The sequence below is a fragment of the Oceanobacillus sp. FSL W7-1281 genome, assembly GCF_037969835.1.
GTDB classification, from domain to species: Bacteria; Bacillota; Bacilli; order Bacillales; family Amphibacillaceae; genus Oceanobacillus; species Oceanobacillus oncorhynchi.
This window is the reverse complement of the sequence record NZ_CP150214.1, coordinates 1,306,535-1,323,458: the sequence shown is the minus strand read 5'-3', so window position 1 is coordinate 1,323,458 and position 16,924 is coordinate 1,306,535. Positions and strand designations below refer to the sequence as shown.

The window sequence follows — 16,924 nt, the reverse complement described above, 5'->3', positions numbered from 1 at the left end:
TCCTGATCGTCAAAATAGTAAATCTCTATAACTCCCCCTCATTTAACAGCTCCCATTGATTATCCATTCCTTGAATAGCGTGGAATAATGCATTTTTTCCTTTAATATCATAATGTTCTTCATGCCCGTTCATATCTATGTTTCCTTCTTCATCCACAGTCAACGCATAATTTTCTTTAGAGCCTTGAAATAGAAGCAGGTAACCGGAGCTTACAAAATCATCTGTCTCATTGAGTTCCATTGCTTCACCAGCTTTTAAAATCTTGGCAATATCCTCTTTTTCCGTTAGCGAAATGGCTTTAGGCTTTCCTGTCGGCTTCACTTCGTATATGGTAATTTCTTTAATCTCATGTGCTTCATTCATATTAGAGGGTAATGTTTGTGCAAATAGTTTACTATCCCCTCCCCATTTTCCAACGAGGAAAAATACTCCTGCTGCAATGATACATGTAATAATAAGTATCTTTTTCATCATGCTGTCCACCTTTTTGCTTTAAATGAATTGTCTGTTCTTATTATTGATATTGTGAACTGTTTTGTCCATCAAGAAAGTATATGATTTTTATTTTTATTATAAAACGAAACTTCACTCAGTGGGAGTTTTACGGACGATTCTCTGTGATATAAGGTAAAAGAGCAGGAGCAAATAGCTGCCCCTGCTCTCCTTACTTTTCAGTGATATTTTTATTTTTCATTTCATATACATGATCTGCTGTATTTTCGATAAAGGCTGCATCATGGGAAACAAAAATAATGGTGCCCGGATAGCCTTTAAAGAATGCTTCTAAAGCTTTCGTTGTCTGGATATCCAAAAAATTCGTCGGCTCATCAAGTAATAAAATATGGTAAGAGCCAAGAAATAATCTGCACAGCTGCAGTCGGATCGCTTCGCCGCCACTTAAATCACGCAATTTTTTATAAATCGAATTTCCTTTAAAATACATGGAATGCAGAATACTGCGTAAAAAGCCTTCCTCATAATCGGTTGTTTTCTTTAAACTGTCTAACACCGTTTCATCAGACTTTTCCTGATAAGCAAGCTGGTCAAAGAAACCAAATTCTACTTTCGGTGAAATCTCCAGTCCTTCCTGCCGCTCGTAAATCGCCTTCAGCAGTGTACTTTTTCCAGAACCATTTGCTCCCGTAATCGCAATTTTTTTACCCAAAGGAAATTGAAAACGGACTTCTTCTAAAAGCAGTTTTCCCCCAGCCTTTAACGTTAGCTGGTTTCCCATTACCGGAAAGGAATGATGCAGTTCTAACGCTTTGGAACGATGAAACTGAATGGGCCGTTCATGCTGGACAGCATCGATCTTTTCCAATTGGTCCATCCGTTTTTCCATGGCTTTGGCACTTTTTTGCATCGCTTTTTGTGAAACGTCTTTAGGCTTTGTGGCAAGCCGCCGATCCACTCCTTCTTTCTTTCGGGCATTTGCTTTCGCACCCTTCGTCATTTTCGCAGCTTTTTGCATTTTATCCTGTGCTGCTGTTTCTAAACGGGCTTTTTCCTTCAAATATTGCTCATGTGCTTCCTGCTGCTGATGTTCCTCTAAAGCCTTCTGTTCTTCATACTCCGTATAATTACCGGAGTAGACATGGATTTCTCCGTCCCGAATTTCCCAAATCGTTGTAACGAGCTGGTCTAAAAGCTTCCGGTCGTGACTGATTAAAATCAGTGTTCCATAATAATTTTCCAGTTCTCTCCGTAAATAACGGATTCCCTGCTGATCAAGATGCGTGGTTGGTTCATCAATCAACAGCGCTTCGTTATAATCTGCCAAAAGCTGTGCTATTTTTATTTTCGTCTGCTCTCCGCCGCTGATACCTTCCTCTAAATCAGGGACCTGAAGCTTGCCTAAAACCTTTGGATCTGCTTGTTCCTCACCTGGGACTTCCATTTGTTTTAAATAAGCAAAGCTTGCATGGCGGTGAATTTTCCCTTTTGTCGGCTCCATTTCCCCTGCCAGCAAACGGAGCAGGCTTGTTTTTCCCGCCCCATTCGGACCGACGATACCAATCCGATCCATAAAATGAACCGCTACCCGTCCGATGGAAAAAATATCTTTATCTAAATACGTTAATTCGACGTCTTTTATTTCAAATTGAATGTTTTGCATGTTTGCTACCTCCGAGATTTTTTAATCTCCCGTACCGATAGCTTGTAACTGTATCGATACGAGCTTGTGTTTTCTGATAACAAGCCCGTATCCATTAAAAGAACAATAGCATCTGCATCGTCATCTCTCCCTATTTTTTATTAGAACGAACGCCCTGCTTCGCCGCGCAAACAGAAATAGAAATCCTTTTGTTGTATCTGTATTTCATCATTAAAAAAGAACAGCAAATTGTCTGCTGTCCTTTTTGCATACTTCCTTCAGGAAAAAGATATACCTCATGTATACCTTCATTATAATAGCTAAAAAAAGACAGACGACTCCTATTTCTCTGCGAGCGTCAAAACACAGGCAGAGCTTGAACATGTTATCAAATTAATTGTTCAAGTCTAGGAATCGAAATCTCATCTTAGCACATTTTCCCTTCCGTTCTGAATTTAATTTTATTATATATCGCTAGATAAGTAACGTCAATCATATATTTAAATTTGGAGCTGAATTAAAATTCTGCCAAATGAATGAATTACCTAACACAATTGCAAGTAAAAAACCTTTTTTCATGATACTAAATTAAACACTACTGAATATTGGTTATATAGTATATAAAATTAAATTTAATACTCAAATTGACTTTAAATAGCTCCCATCCCACCGTCAACTCGATATTGTGATCCGGTTATAAACTTACTTTCATCAGAGGCTAGAAACAATACTAAGGAAACAATATCACTTGAATCTGCATAACGCCTTAATGGAATTGCTTGACTATACGTTATTTTTACAGATTCCGGATCATCCGGGTTCGTATCTGCTTCAAGTGAACGCATCATTTCAGTGTTCACTGGTGATGGGTGAATGGAATTTATACGGATATTATTATCAGATACTTCTAATGCGGCAGTTTTCGTTAACCCCACAACAGCATGTTTAGAAGCTGCATATGGTGCCATCTCAGGAGAACCTCTTAATCCATCAACAGAGGAAGTATTTATAACACTGCCACTTTCTTGTTTTATCATAACTGGCAGTACATATTTAAGTCATAAAAATACACCGCGAGTATTTACAGCAAGCACTTTATCAAAGTTTTCGACTGTTTGTTCAATTAAGGAAGTTTTTTTGCCTGTTATACCTGCATTGTTAAAGAAAATATCGATTTGTCAAAACTGTACAACAGTTTTTTGCACATAATTTTTAACATCTTCTTCTTTAGATACATCTGCTCGAACTGTAATTACCTGGCCAAAAGACTCAAGTTCCTCCTTAACTTTATTAAGCGATTCTTCAAACAAATCAACTAAAACTACTTTCGCTCCTTCTTTTAAAAATGTAGTTGCTGTTTCTTTACCAATGCCGCCAGAACCACCAGTAATCAACGCAACTTTACCATTTAACTTCCCCATTATAATTTCTCCTCTCATACTAAGTTTCAACAAATACCTTTAATAAACTCTCATAAAGGCAAATGCTTTTCTAAATGATTAAAATATTAATTTCCAAAATAAACCTATAAATTGGTATAATAATTAAGTCATAAAGTTTAAATTTTAAGAATTCTCTTATAACGTCAAACAATCTCATGTGTGTCTACAATAAAGGTAGTAATTTCTTCAATAAATGTTTTTGCATGTTCCATTGCCTTTTTGCCTGCTTCTGAAGCAAAAGCAGCCTTCAAACTGTTTGTATCCTCAAACCAAAGTTCAACAATACCATCAATTGGTACATCTTCATATGCAGCTGGAGTTCTGTGAATCTTACGATCGATCACTAAATTTTGTGTATAACCTTTTACATTAGGCATAGCTTTTAAAAGTTCTGCATGCACTTCTGCCCATTCACGTTTAAAAACCTCTATATCCACATCTGGGCGGCGCTTAAGCAGTGACATCCGTTTTAAAAGAGATTCATCATTAGAAACTGGAATTACTACATTTTGTTCTACGATAATTAATTGCATATTTCCAATAAATTGCTCTTCATCTTTTGAAAGCATCTTAGTAATATCTGAATTAAAACTGTGTTTCATTGAATCTAAGTTATCAAACCAGAGCTGAGAAAAACCATCTACCGCTTGCGATCCTCGTGTATAATCTATACCTAATTGTTCAGAACTAATCACATGATTTTGATGATATTTACGTAGCCTCGGAATTTGGGAAGCAATTGGACCGTGTTTCTCTACCCAATAATTGTGAAATTCTTCAATCGTTATATTTTTCTGTTTTTGTAATATCCCCATTCTAACAACCATTAGCTTTTCACCTTCCTGTTTTCATTAAAATTATTCATCTTATTTCTCTATTGCGCAGTATAGCCTCCGTCAATTACTAATTCACTTCCTGTCACAAATTTAGATTCATCCGACGCAAGATAAAGAGCACCGTAAGCAATATCTTCTGGTTTGCCTAGTTCTGGCCAAGGAAATTTACTTTCAAGAGGATGCCCCTCGCTTGTTGCTATAGAACTTGACATTGGAGTTTCTATAACACCTGGATGAATCGAATTAACTCTAATGTAGTCTTTGCTCAATTGTACAGCAGCTGATTTACTCATTAATCTTATTGCCCCTTTTGAAGCATGATAAGAAATAGAGCCTCCACTACCTACGAGACCGTAAATTGAAGAAATATTTATAATTGATCCTCCGCCTGATTTTTTAATTAAGGGTGCAGCATGCTTCATACCTAGAAAGGTCCCTTGCGTGTTTATACTTTGAATATGATTAAAATCTTCAAGTGAGGTCGACTCTAACCCTTCTCTTGATAATATACCAGCATTATTTATAAGCACATTTAATTTTCCTAATCTTTCTTTTGTAATAGATACAACATTCTCCCATTCTTCTTCTGAAGAAATATTATGTTTGATAGAAACTACTTCTCCACCTTGATTTATTATAGCTTTTTCTGTTTCATACAAACCTTCTTCATTTATATCCGTTATAACAACTTTCGCTCCTTGTTTAGAAAATAATAAAGCTTCTGCTCTTCCTTGACCGCTAGCGGCGCCTGTAATAATAGCTGCTTTGTCTTCTAGTCTCTTCACTTTAAATCCTCCATTAATCTTTAATCTTTTATAATTAACGCTGAATTAATGATTCTTTTCCTGGGTACCATTTTTCAGAAACTCTGTTAAGTCCTTTAGGCAATACCTCACTCCACGCTTTTTCATAGCTTTTCGGTCCTTCGATAGATTCTCCTAATTCGATTGCAGCTCTTAGCGGCCAATAAGGATCGCGTAATAATTCTCTTGCCAGAAATACTAAATCTGCTCTCTGGTTTTTTAATATTTCTTCAGCTTGACTGGCATAGGTAATTAACCCAACAGCTCCAGTGTCTATTTTAGCTAGTTCTTTAATTTTCTCTGCAAGAGGAACTTGATAACCTGGAAACACCTCGATTTTGGCTGGGACCACTGCTCCAGAACTACAATCTATTAAATCAACACCTTGTTCCTTCATTTGTTTGGCAAAATAAATGAAATCATCCATCTTGTTTCCTTCCGGATGATATTCAGATGCAGATATTCTTACAAATAAAGGACCACTCCATACGGTTATTATTTCATCTAAAATCTCTCTTAAAAAACGATAACGATTCTCTCTAGTTCCTCCATATTCATCGGTTCTTTTATTAGATAACGGTGATAAAAACGCATTGATTAAATACCCATGTGCACCATGGAGTTCAATAACATCGAAACCTGCCTCTTTAGACCTCTTTGCTCCTTCTTTAAATTCTTCTATAGTAGTCTTGATATCTTCATTACTCATTTCTTCAGGTGTTTTCATTGTATCTTTATACGGAATCGAAGAAGGAGCAAATATAGGACCTTCCACGTCAGCTTTTCTGCCAGCATGTGCAAGTTGAATTCCTATTTTAGAATTAAATTTGTGAACAGCATCCACGATTGTTGTAAGACCTGCTATATGATCATCCTTCCAGATTCCCAAATCTAATTCAGAAATTCTCCCTTGTGGATTGATAGCTGTTGATTCCAGAATAATCAATCCCGCCTGCCCCATAGCTCGGCTTGTATAATGAAATCTATGAAATTCGTTTACCTTACCGTCTTTTTCTTTTGATGAATACATACACATTGGAGACATGACAATTCTGTTTTTTAAAGTAATTCCTTTCAACTTGTACGTTGAGAATAATTTACTCATTTTCATTCACAACCTTTCATTAATTACTAAAAATACTTGGTAACCATAAAACTAATTGCGGGAATATCAATGTTAGAATAAGAACAAAAATGATAATAAGAATAAATGGAACAACCCCACGATAAATTTCTGCTGTTGTTATTTGTCCTTTTACAACTCCTTGCGTGTAAAAAAGCGCATGCCCAAATGGAGGTGTAAGAAATGAAGTTTGTAAAAGTACTGCAATACAGGTGACTACCCAAATCATATTGAAATCATACATTTGAATCAAAGGCATAAATATCGGAAAAATAATCATTATAATTCCAACCCAATCAAGAAACATACCTAAAATAAAGACAAGAACCATCATAAATATAAAGATTCCCCAATGATTCAGTCCTAATGTATCAACGAATCCTTGTATTACCCCCGCCCCATTTAAACTTAAGAACATGGATGCAAAAGCTGTAGCACCAATCATAATAATTAAAACCATTGCCGTTGTCTTAGCTGTGTCATACATTGCTTCCGTAAGCATCTTCAAACTAAACTTTCGATAAAATATAGTCATTAAAAATGCCACAAATGCGCCTACGCCAGAAGCCTCTGTTGGCGTAGCTATCCCTGTGTATATCGTACCCAACACTGCCAAAATTAAGATTAAAGGAGGCACCAGATTAACTAAACTTCCTGTAATTCGTTTTCTAATCGGCATAGCCGCTGCTTCTTCCACTGTTAAAGCTGGTCCATAATCTGGATTTTTCCAACATATGAACAGGACATATACAGCATAGAAAAATGCTAAAAGCAGGCCCGGAACAATGGTTGATTTGAACAGGTCCCCAACTGATACTTGAGCTTGAGCCCCCATTACAATTAACATAATACTTGGAGGTATTAGTATACCTAATGTTCCCCCTGCAGCAACAACACCTGCTGATAAACTTTTGTTATATCCATACTTTAATAAAACAGGGATTCCTAAAACCCCCATCGTTAAAACGGACGCACCAACAACACCAGTTGTTGCTGCAAATACAGTTGAGACAACAACGATAGCTAATGCTACTCCTCCTCGCAGCCCTCCTAATAAGTACCGCAACGACTCAAATAGCCCTTCCGCAATCTTAGATCCAGCCAACAAATTTGCCATAAACGTGAATAAAGGAATCGCAACTAAAGTGTAATTATTCATTATGTCGTATATACCATTAACAAAAATACTTACAGATTGCGGGCCCCAACCAATTAACCCAAATATGAGAGCAAGCCCTCCCAATACAAAAGCGATAGGATGCCCTGTCATAAGCCCTAGAATTAAACCAACAAACAGTAATATAGCCAGGATTTCCGCCATTAGAGACTTTCCCCCTTCGCTAATATAACGATTCTTTTTAATACTTCAGATATACCTTGCAACACCAATAGCCCAAATGCAATCGGTACTATAGTATAGGTTAAGTACACTGGTGCTCCAAATAAAGATGAGGAGGTCTCTTTTATGATCCACGAATCAACAGCATTTCCGAAACTTATATAGAAAACAAAGATAATAAATGGAAAAAACAAAATAAAATAAGTAATTAAATCCATGATTGCCTGCTTTTTTTCTGATAGACGATTATATAACAAATCAACGGAAACTAAACTTTTGTAAAGTAAAGCGTAGGCTGCGACAATCATAAAATGAAAACCAAATACCATAGTAATTACTTCATAAGTCCATATGGTAGGAGAGTTAAAGACCCTTCGACTAATTACTTCAAATACAATAAGCAAGGTCAACACGAGAATAGACCAGGATCCTATTCTTCCTACCCATAAATTTATCGTGTCAATACCTTTGATAACTTTATGAACTACACGCATATTAACTTACTCCTTCCATTTTCTTCAGGATATAATAACTTCACTGGAGTTGAAGGAGGCGATTTATCTGCCCCCTACTACCTAAATTAGAGGAATTTCTTCTAAAATAATCAGAAAATTTTAATCTAATAATGTCTCTGCATTTGTTCCAAATCCCCAAGGTCCCATGATATCCCGATACCCAGAAAACGTTTTCATAAATTCTTTTTGACTTTCTAAGACCATTGCAAAATCCGAGTTTTCTTCTGCCAATTCATCTTGTATTTTAATTATTGTTTCGGTAATCGTTTCCACATCCTCTTCTGGAAACTCAGTAACTGTAACCGAACCTGATTCTACCATTTCTCTTGTAACGAGCGCGTCTTGATAAAGCTCATCAAATGTTGTTTCCAACATTGTTGTTTTTGCTGCCGTTTCAACGACTAATTGTAAATCTTCAGGTAAAGACTCCCAAACATCTTTATTAATCATTACCCCTGTTACAGAAGCAGTTTGATGCCAAGAAGGTGTTGCAACATAGTTTGTTACTTCATCAAGATTCAGTGCTTTATCTCCAGATGGCCCACTAAATTCAACTGCATCAATTACTCCTCTTTGTATCGATTCATATAATTCTCCTGCTGGCAAATTGACAGGATTCCCTCCAAATTCTTGCATTAATCTGGATTGTACAGTTCCTACAAAACGAATATTCAAACCATTTAAATCTTCCAGACTTTCAATCGGTTCGGTGGATCGAATACCAGATTCAGTAGCTGGAATATTATACGGGAAATAGACAAGATTTTGCTGACCATAAATTTCATTATAGATTTCCATTCCTTCATCTGATTGAATCCACATCGCATAATCAAAAACACTCATTCCAGCTGCACTTGTACCTAATAAGCTAAACGCTGAATTAAGCCCAGACCATGAACCAGGCCAATCTCCTCCTGCTTCAATTGTCCCGTTGCTTACCGTATCTAACAACTGATCACTGGCTGTTAATTCGCCCTCTTGATGTAAGGTAATATCTAATTGTCCATTACTAAGCTCGTTCACAAGTTCTGCAAATCTTTTATCTCGTTCAAATTGGATTGAACCAGAAGGATACGTACTTGACATTCTCCAACTGAATGTTTCTCCACTGGAATTTTCTGTTGAAGCAGAAGAATCTTCATTTAAACAACCAGACAACATGAAACTAAAAATCATTAATACAACAGATAGAGACAATATTTTTTTACTCATTCTTTATCCCGCCCTTAATTTTATTGAAAAGAAGAAGCCTTTTTTTGCATCAGTAAAATAATTATTCCTTCCGAAACAATTTCTTCCCGCTGGTTGTAGACATAGACACTTCGAGTTAGTACGCCACTGTCTTTTTTTGAAGTTTCCTTCATTTCTTTTACAACAAATTTTGCATGAATTGTATCCCCTGGGGTAACTCCTTTTTTGAATCGCCAATTAATTTCCAGCAAACCAAGAGTAGAATCATTCACATGCCCCATCATAGCTTGTAGCCCAGTAACAACAGAAACAGATAATAGCCCATGCGCTACTCTAGTCTTATATGGTGTTGTTTTAGCAAACTCTTCATCGATATGCAATGCATTAAAATCGCCTGACAGGCCTGTAAATTGTACAACATCGGACTCAGTAATTGTACGTCGAGGAGATATCATTTCATCTCCAATTGCAAAGTCATCAAAGTACATCGTCATTGAGCTCACCCTTCCTATTATTCATTATCGTCCTGTCCAAACCGGATTTCTCTTTTCTTTAAACGCTGACATTCCTTCGTTGTAATCTTCTGTTCTACTCAACACAACTACCTGATCCCTTAAATATGTTAAAGAGCTTTCATAATCCATATTTTGAATCATATACATGCTTTCTCTGCCCAGAGAAAGTGCTACAGGATTTTTTGTACTTAATTTCTCTGCCATCTCATATACCTTTTCTTCAAATTCTTCTCCTGAAAAAACCTCATTTATTAATCCTATTTCCTTAGCCTTTTCTGCATTTATACGATCACCGGTGTACATCAGTTCAAAAGTCTTTTTCTGTCCAATACTATTTACCAAGGCAGAACTGATCATCATCCCCCACAAACCTACGTTAATTTCTGGAGCACCAAACTGAGCAGACTCTTTTGCATAAACTAGGTCACATGAAACAGCCAATCCCAAACCACCAGCTAAAGCATATCCGTTTACGGCACCGATTATAGGTTTTTTCATTTTGCGTAAAGCTAATAAACACTCCCTATACTTAGTAACATGTTTTTTGAAATTGATTATATTGTTATCTTCACTCATTCCTCCAAGATCTGCCCCTGAACAAAATGACTTCTCACCTGCTCCTTTCAACACGACAACTTTTATTTCAGAATCATTTGATAACTCTTCACAGGCTTGTTTAAACTTCTTCATCATTTCACCTGAAAGCGCATTATGAACGTTAGGACGATTTAATAATAAAGTAGCTACTCCTTTACGTTTTTCTACTACGATTTCTTGTTTATTCATTTCAATACCACCCTTTACACTGAACTGTTTTCATTGTAGGAATAAAATTATTCCAACAATGATCTAAATGTTGTCACCTAAACTTTCGTTTGAAATAAATATTCATTAATGAAATTGGTTGTCGTATTTCCATTTTTAAATTCAGGGTGAGTAACAATTTTTATTAACACGGGAATATTTGATTTGATACCTTCTATTTCATATTTTTCTAGAGCGTTTACTAAATTCTTAATTGCTTCATCACGACTATTTCCTTTTACAATCAATTTTCCAATCATTGGGTCGTAAAATGGTGTGACAGTTGTCCCTTCCTCAATCGCTAACTCGTGACGAATATTCTCTCCAGTTAAAATATTAAATTTTGTGATTTTTCCTGGAGAAGGGAAAAATGTTTCAGGATCTTCTGCATAAATTCGAACTTCAATTGCATGACCGTTTAATTGAATGTCTGATTGCTCTATGGTAAGTAAATTCCCATTAGCAATTTTGATTTGCTGCTCTACTAAATCTACTCCAGTAATTTCTTCAGTAATTGGATGTTCCACTTGTAATCTTGTATTCATTTCCAAAAAGTAATAGTTTTTATTTTCGTCCATAATAAACTCAACTGTTCCTGCATTTCTATATCCAATAGCTTTAGCAGCTTGAACTGCATCCTCCCCCATTTTTCTTCTTGTTTTTTCATCTAAAAAAGGTGAGGGTGCCTCTTCTACTACTTTTTGATGACGCCTTTGGATTGAGCATTCTCTTTCTCCAAGGAAAATTGTATTCCCCTCTTTATCTGCTAGAATTTGAATCTCAATATGTCTCGGGTTTTCAACCAGTTTTTCTAAAAACATAGCACCATTACTAAAAAAGTCAGTTGCTCGTTTTTGATTTCCACTAAATGCTTTTTTCAATTCATCCTGATTATGAACCATTTGCATTCCAATTCCTCCACCTCCAGCAGATGCTTTCAGCATAATTGGATATCCAATTTGTTTTGCTGCAATTTCAGCTTCTTCTACATTTAATAAAGGTGTATTATCGCCCGGAACAATTGGAACATCGGCTGCTTCCATTGCTTTTCTGGCCTCAATTTTACTTCCCATTTTCTCAATTACTTCAGGAGTTGGTCCTATAAAAACAATTCCGTTATTATGACATGCTGTTGCAAATCCAGCATTTTCAGATAATAACCCGTAACCCGGATGAATTGCATCTACATTTGCTTCTAGCGCTATTTCAATAATTTTATCTACATTTAAGTAGCTTTCATTCACACGTGGTCCACCAACTAAATAAGCATCGTCCGCCATTCTAACATGCGGAGAATTTTCATCTGCTTCTGAGTAAATTGCTATTGCTTCGATTCCCATTGAGTGACAAGAACGAATTACTCGTGCTGCAATTTCTCCTCTATTAGCAATTAAAATTTTCTTGAACAAAATAATCACCTTTCTATATTAAAAATTATCGTAATCTATTATTTCAACTTTAAAATTACATCTCCATCGCTTACAAAGTCACCTTCACTAACAATAATTTCTTCTACTTCCCCTTCTGAATCTGCTGAAATAGGAATTTCCATTTTCATCGATTCCAAAATAACAACATCTTGTCCAGCACTAACTTTATCTCCTTCTGCCACCGTTATTTTCCATACATTTCCTGCCATGCTAGCGATTATATTCATCACTTTCACCTCGTTAAATATTTTAATTTATAGTAAACGAACTCTTCTTTCAACACTTATAAATATGATATTTTCTTATACTTGGAACACTATAAATTTGTACTGCAACAGAATCACATTTTAAAAATATTAGAAATGAGATTCTACTTTCTGCTGCTCACTAATAAACCACTCTTTTAACTCTCTTTTTAACACTTTTCCTACTGGTGTCATTGGAAGCTCATTTTTTTCAACAATTTTTATATATTTGGGAATTTTATATTTGGCTAAACATTCAGAAATATATATAAATATTTCATTTTCACTTAAGGACGCGTCTTGTTCAAGCACAACCCAAGCCAATCCTACTTCACCCATTACTGGATCAGGAACACCAACCACATACGCCTGGTTAATTAATTCATGGCCAGTTAATACATCTTCAATCTCTTTAGGTGACACATTTTCTGCCCCCATTCGATATATTTCTTTAATTCTTCCCGTTAAAGAAATATAACCATTTTCATCTATTACCGCTAAGTCACCTGTTTTTAACCAGCCTTCTTGATCAATGGTTTCAGCAGTTTCTTTTTCTTTGTTGTAATATCCACTTGTAACTAAAGGTCCTTTGCAAACCAATTCCCCAGCTTGTCCAGGAGAAAGGCTTTCTCCAGTTTCCAAGTCCCTGATTTTGAATGAAATATTTTTTCCTTTTAATTCTTCAAGCCCCACATGTCCGCCAGGGATAATGCGCCCAACATATTTAGAAAGATAGGTGATATCATCATCTGGATCAGTTTGTAGCACTCCCGCTGCACACTCTGTCATGCCGTAGCCTGTGTTTAATTCTTTAATTTTCAATTGGTTCTTAATATCCTGCCACATTTGTTGAGACACTTCAGCACCTGCACAGTACATGGATTGTAATTTTGATAAATCACGAGGTAGCTGTTGCTGAGCTTCCACCAGTTTTAAACCAATCGTTGGCACACATAAGATGTCTGTCGCTTCATGCCGCTCCATTAAATCCAGTGCTTCTGCTCCATTGAAATTGATTTGAAGTATTAAACTTCCCCCTACCATACTTCCTGCAATAATTCCTTCAATAAACCCAAAACAATGATAAAACGGAATTGGGATGAAAATTCTTCTTCCTTCTTGATAACCACGGTTTAAGCAGCTGCCAAGTGCACTGCGCCAAATCATATCATGTGTAACTAACACGCCTTTTGGCATGGAAGTGGTTCCAGACGTATACATAATATCTGTTACATCTGTTACCTGAGCCTTTGATATATTACTAATAGCCTTTTCCGCCTGACCTCTTTCGGAAGAAAAAATCAGATCATAAAAATCGGTTGTAGCAGGATATTTTTTTCCTTTTGGGGAGAAAACGATAATTTCTTTCAACTTGGGAAATCGTTCTGACTGCTCCTCTTTAAAGACTTCTGGACATAATTGTTTTAGCATAGAAACATAATTGATACCATTCCATTCATCTACGGTAACGATAAATGAAGAATCAGATTGATTGATTAAATATGCGAATTCCTCTTTTTTTAATCTATAATTTATCGGAACCGTGATTCCCCCAGCTGCAGACGCTCCAAATTTTGTAAAAATAAATTCTGCATAGTTTGGAAAAATTAAAGCTACATGATCATGTTTTTTCAACCCTAAGTCGATTAACCCAGCACCAAATCGCTTACTGAAATCTTCCACATCTGAATAAGACCAAGATTTTTCTTCACAAATGATGAATTCACTACTTTTATATTGATTAGCCATTCGAAAGAAAAGTTCATGAACAGGTTCAGGACTCCATTCTTTACTTTTTATTTCAAATGTTTTTCTTCGACTTTTAAGAGAAACCACTTTTAGCCTAAACCTCCTTTAGCTATTAAAAATAATACTTAACCTCTTCTGACTACTGTTTTCTTATCAGCAATCCCTTCCAAAATATCTCTGTTTTCCGAATATAATTCGAAACGATTTATCAAATCATTTCGAAGTCTGTCTCCAGGTACTACATCATCTATAAACAATTGTGATGCTGGACTCCATACATTAATATCTTTATTGTATTTTTCTCGTTGCTCAATAATAAATTTTTGTCGCTCTTCCGGGTCTTCTATAGATTGGATTTTATTAAAGTACATTGCGTTAACTGCTGCCTCAGGGCCCATAACAGCCGGCTGCGCCTGTGGAAGTGCAATACATGCATCAGGTTGCATAGATGCACCTGACATTACCACGTATCCAGCACCATAGGCTTTCCTCACAATAACTGAAATCCTAGGCACGGTAGCGTTTGCTACTGTAGATAACATTCTTGCTCCCCTGCGGATAATCGCTTCTTTTTCAACTTTACTTCCAACCATAAAACCAGGTAAATCTACTAAAAATAGCAATGGAACATTATATGCATCACATAATGATACGAAATGCGCTGCTTTTTCAGCAGATTCAGGAAACAGTACTCCTCCTTTTACTTTGGATTGATTTGCCACAATTCCAACTGCTCTTCCACCAATCCTACAAAATCCTGTAATCAACTCTTTCGCATATAGTTGTTTAAATTCGAAGAAAGAATCAGCATCCACAATTCGATCAATTACAGCATACATATCCATTGGAACACGTTGGTTAGCTGGTACAATCTCCTCAATATCTTTTCCAGGCAATGGATCTATAGACTCTGAAAGCGGAACAGTCTCTTTCCAATTTTGTGGCATAAATTCCATATATCGTTTAGTGGCATCTAATGCTTCCTGTTCAGTTTTCACTAACATATCTCCAAGACCACTAATTTGATTATGCATTCTTGCTCCGCCCATTTCTTCCATGGATACTTTTTCTCCAGTTGCCATTTCTGCCATTCGAGGCGAGCCAAGATAGACACTAGCATTTTTATCTACCATGACAACAAAGTCGCATAGAGCCGGAAGATAAGCACTTCCTGCCGGAGAAGCTCCAAAGACGAGTGAGATTTGTGGAACCTTTCCTGATATACGAGCTGTATTATAAAAAATTTTTCCCGCATGACGGCGATCTATAAAGGTATCAAATTGTTCATTTAAACGCGCTCCAGCAGAATCAATCATGTAAATTAATGGAATCATTCGTTTTTCAGCCAATTCTTGCATTCGCATTATTTTTTCAATCGTTTTAATTCCCCAAGTCCCAGCTTTTACAGTCAAATCGTTAGCGATAATCGCAACTTTTCGCCCATTAATTTTAGCAATAAGAGTAACAACAGCATCTCCAGGTAAAAACTGTTCATCATTTTCACGTGCAAAAACGCCATCTTCAATTTCAATACTATCTTCATCCACCAAGTATTTAATTTTATCTCTAACAAATAGCTTTCCTTGCTCTTTCAACTTTTGATAGTAGGGCCGATTCGATTTTGTCTTTATCTCATCCAATTTTTCATATACTTTTTGATCATAGCCGCTCTTTTTATTTAATACATCCTGTTGCATGATCTATCACTTCCTTCACTTATAATTAAACCGCTTACATAATTACTATTAAGACATGATTTTACAATTAATGTGAAGCAATTCGTCGATAAGAATTTAAACTTCTTCCTTTAGATACTTTACTCGGAAGTTCTCTTCCAAGTATTCCTTCAATTTTCTCAGTTACTTTCAATAGCTTTTCAAGATCAATTCCAGTTGAAATGCCAAGTTCGTGACACATGTGAACTAAATCTTCTGTTGCAATATTTCCAGCAGCTCCTTTAGCCCCACTAAACGGACATCCCCCAAGTCCTCCCACAGAGGAATCATAGTGAGTAACCCCCATCTTCAATCCAACATAAGCGTTCGCCATACCCATTCCACGAGTGTCATGCAAGTGCAAGATAATGTCTTTTTCAGGCCATCTATCCTGCACTTTCCCAACAAGCATCTCTGTGGAAATCGGGTTTGCCCAGCCAACTGTATCTCCCAACAAAATATGTTTAGGATTTTCTCCAAACGAGTTTGCTTTTGCTATCGAGCGTTCAATCAATTGGATCACAAGTTCTGGATTGGTATCTCCCTCATACGTACATCCAAAAGCAGTCATAACTGCGATAGTTTGAACCGGAATATTAAATTCGTTCAGTGTACAAATTCGTTCGTCCATTTTTGCAAACGTCTCATCGATTGTTAAATTTGTATTCTTCACAGAAAAAGTTTCACTCGCTGTGATTTGAAGCACACCTTCTAAATCAAATTTTCCAGTCGCTTGAGCTCTCTCAATTCCTTTTGCGTTAAGATAGACACACTGATACTCAGTTCCTGGATATCGTTTAAAACCCGCAGCGACCTTTTCCGCATCTGCCATTTTAGGGACCCATTTCGGACTTACAAAAGAGGTAACTTCAATAACTGGAAAATTACACTCTGAAATCATATCCACTATTTGAATTTTATCTTCCGTTGATACAGGTGCTTCTTCAATCTGCATTCCTTCCCTTGGTCCAACTTCACGTATTATTACCTTTTTAGGAAATGCCAACTTAGTCCCTCCTATAGAACCTTATTCTTTGCTTCTGAATTATTCAACAAAATATTCAGTATACTAATAATGTAAATAAAATACTGCTGTTTTGTTTCTTTCACTTATTATTTAA

Annotated in this window: 15 protein-coding genes and 1 pseudogene; all 16 read right to left on the bottom strand. The window is 36.3% G+C overall.

What is annotated here, in order from left to right:
• Positions 1-25 precede the first annotated feature (25 nt).
• Positions 26-475 carry a hypothetical protein gene (locus tag MKX55_RS06735; RefSeq protein WP_339183448.1) on the bottom strand — a complete coding sequence of 150 codons (450 nt, stop codon included), beginning with the start codon at positions 473-475 and terminating at the stop codon, positions 26-28.
• Positions 476-665: 190 nt separating this feature from the next.
• The gene (gene abc-f / locus MKX55_RS06730; RefSeq protein ID WP_339237054.1) at positions 666-2,117 is read right to left on the bottom strand and encodes an ABC-F type ribosomal protection protein; all 1,452 of its coding nucleotides are present in this window, start codon (positions 2,115-2,117) and stop codon (positions 666-668) included.
• Positions 2,118-2,746: 629 nt separating this feature from the next.
• Positions 2,747-3,517: pseudogene (locus MKX55_RS06725) on the bottom strand (SDR family NAD(P)-dependent oxidoreductase).
• 164 nt (positions 3,518-3,681) lie between these two features.
• Positions 3,682-4,365, bottom strand: coding sequence for an EthD family reductase (locus MKX55_RS06720; protein ID WP_339237052.1), 684 nt, complete (start codon positions 4,363-4,365; stop codon positions 3,682-3,684).
• Positions 4,366-4,412: 47 nt separating this feature from the next.
• Positions 4,413-5,159 (bottom strand): glucose 1-dehydrogenase, encoded by a 747-nt coding sequence (locus MKX55_RS06715; protein ID WP_339237049.1) that lies wholly within the window; start codon positions 5,157-5,159, stop codon positions 4,413-4,415.
• Positions 5,160-5,193: 34 nt separating this feature from the next.
• Complete coding sequence (namA, locus tag MKX55_RS06710) at positions 5,194-6,288, bottom strand: NADPH dehydrogenase NamA (RefSeq protein WP_339237047.1); 1,095 nt, start codon at positions 6,286-6,288, stop codon at positions 5,194-5,196.
• A 13-nt stretch (positions 6,289-6,301) separates the two neighbouring features.
• Positions 6,302-7,621 (bottom strand): TRAP transporter large permease subunit, encoded by a 1,320-nt coding sequence (locus tag MKX55_RS06705; protein WP_339237045.1) that lies wholly within the window; start codon positions 7,619-7,621, stop codon positions 6,302-6,304.
• The gene (locus MKX55_RS06700) at positions 7,621-8,133 is read right to left on the bottom strand and encodes a TRAP transporter small permease subunit (RefSeq protein WP_339237043.1); all 513 of its coding nucleotides are present in this window, start codon (positions 8,131-8,133) and stop codon (positions 7,621-7,623) included. Before MKX55_RS06700 ends, MKX55_RS06705 begins: the two co-directional genes overlap by 1 nt.
• Before the next feature lie 120 nt (positions 8,134-8,253).
• Entirely contained in the window at positions 8,254-9,366 is a 1,113-nt protein-coding gene (gene dctP / locus MKX55_RS06695) for a TRAP transporter substrate-binding protein DctP (protein WP_339237040.1), read from the bottom strand.
• A 20-nt stretch (positions 9,367-9,386) separates the two neighbouring features.
• Positions 9,387-9,839, bottom strand: a complete 453-nt coding sequence (locus MKX55_RS06690) for a MaoC/PaaZ C-terminal domain-containing protein (protein ID WP_339237039.1) — start codon at positions 9,837-9,839, stop codon at positions 9,387-9,389.
• Between the two features lie 24 nt (positions 9,840-9,863).
• Positions 9,864-10,646 carry an enoyl-CoA hydratase/isomerase family protein gene (locus MKX55_RS06685; protein WP_339237036.1) on the bottom strand — a complete coding sequence of 261 codons (783 nt, stop codon included), beginning with the start codon at positions 10,644-10,646 and terminating at the stop codon, positions 9,864-9,866.
• 77 nt (positions 10,647-10,723) lie between these two features.
• Positions 10,724-12,073, bottom strand: a complete 1,350-nt coding sequence (locus tag MKX55_RS06680) for an acetyl-CoA carboxylase biotin carboxylase subunit (RefSeq protein ID WP_339237034.1) — start codon at positions 12,071-12,073, stop codon at positions 10,724-10,726.
• Between the two features lie 38 nt (positions 12,074-12,111).
• On the bottom strand, positions 12,112-12,321 hold the full coding sequence (locus MKX55_RS06675; RefSeq protein ID WP_339237031.1) for an acetyl-CoA carboxylase biotin carboxyl carrier protein subunit: 210 nt from the start codon (positions 12,319-12,321) through the stop codon (positions 12,112-12,114).
• Positions 12,322-12,450: 129 nt separating this feature from the next.
• On the bottom strand, positions 12,451-14,175 hold the full coding sequence (locus tag MKX55_RS06670) for a class I adenylate-forming enzyme family protein (RefSeq protein WP_339237029.1): 1,725 nt from the start codon (positions 14,173-14,175) through the stop codon (positions 12,451-12,453).
• 38 nt (positions 14,176-14,213) lie between these two features.
• On the bottom strand, positions 14,214-15,785 hold the full coding sequence (locus MKX55_RS06665) for an acyl-CoA carboxylase subunit beta (protein WP_339237027.1): 1,572 nt from the start codon (positions 15,783-15,785) through the stop codon (positions 14,214-14,216).
• 67 nt (positions 15,786-15,852) lie between these two features.
• Positions 15,853-16,809 carry a hydroxymethylglutaryl-CoA lyase gene (locus MKX55_RS06660; protein ID WP_339237025.1) on the bottom strand — a complete coding sequence of 319 codons (957 nt, stop codon included), beginning with the start codon at positions 16,807-16,809 and terminating at the stop codon, positions 15,853-15,855.
• Positions 16,810-16,924: the final 115 nt, after the last annotated feature.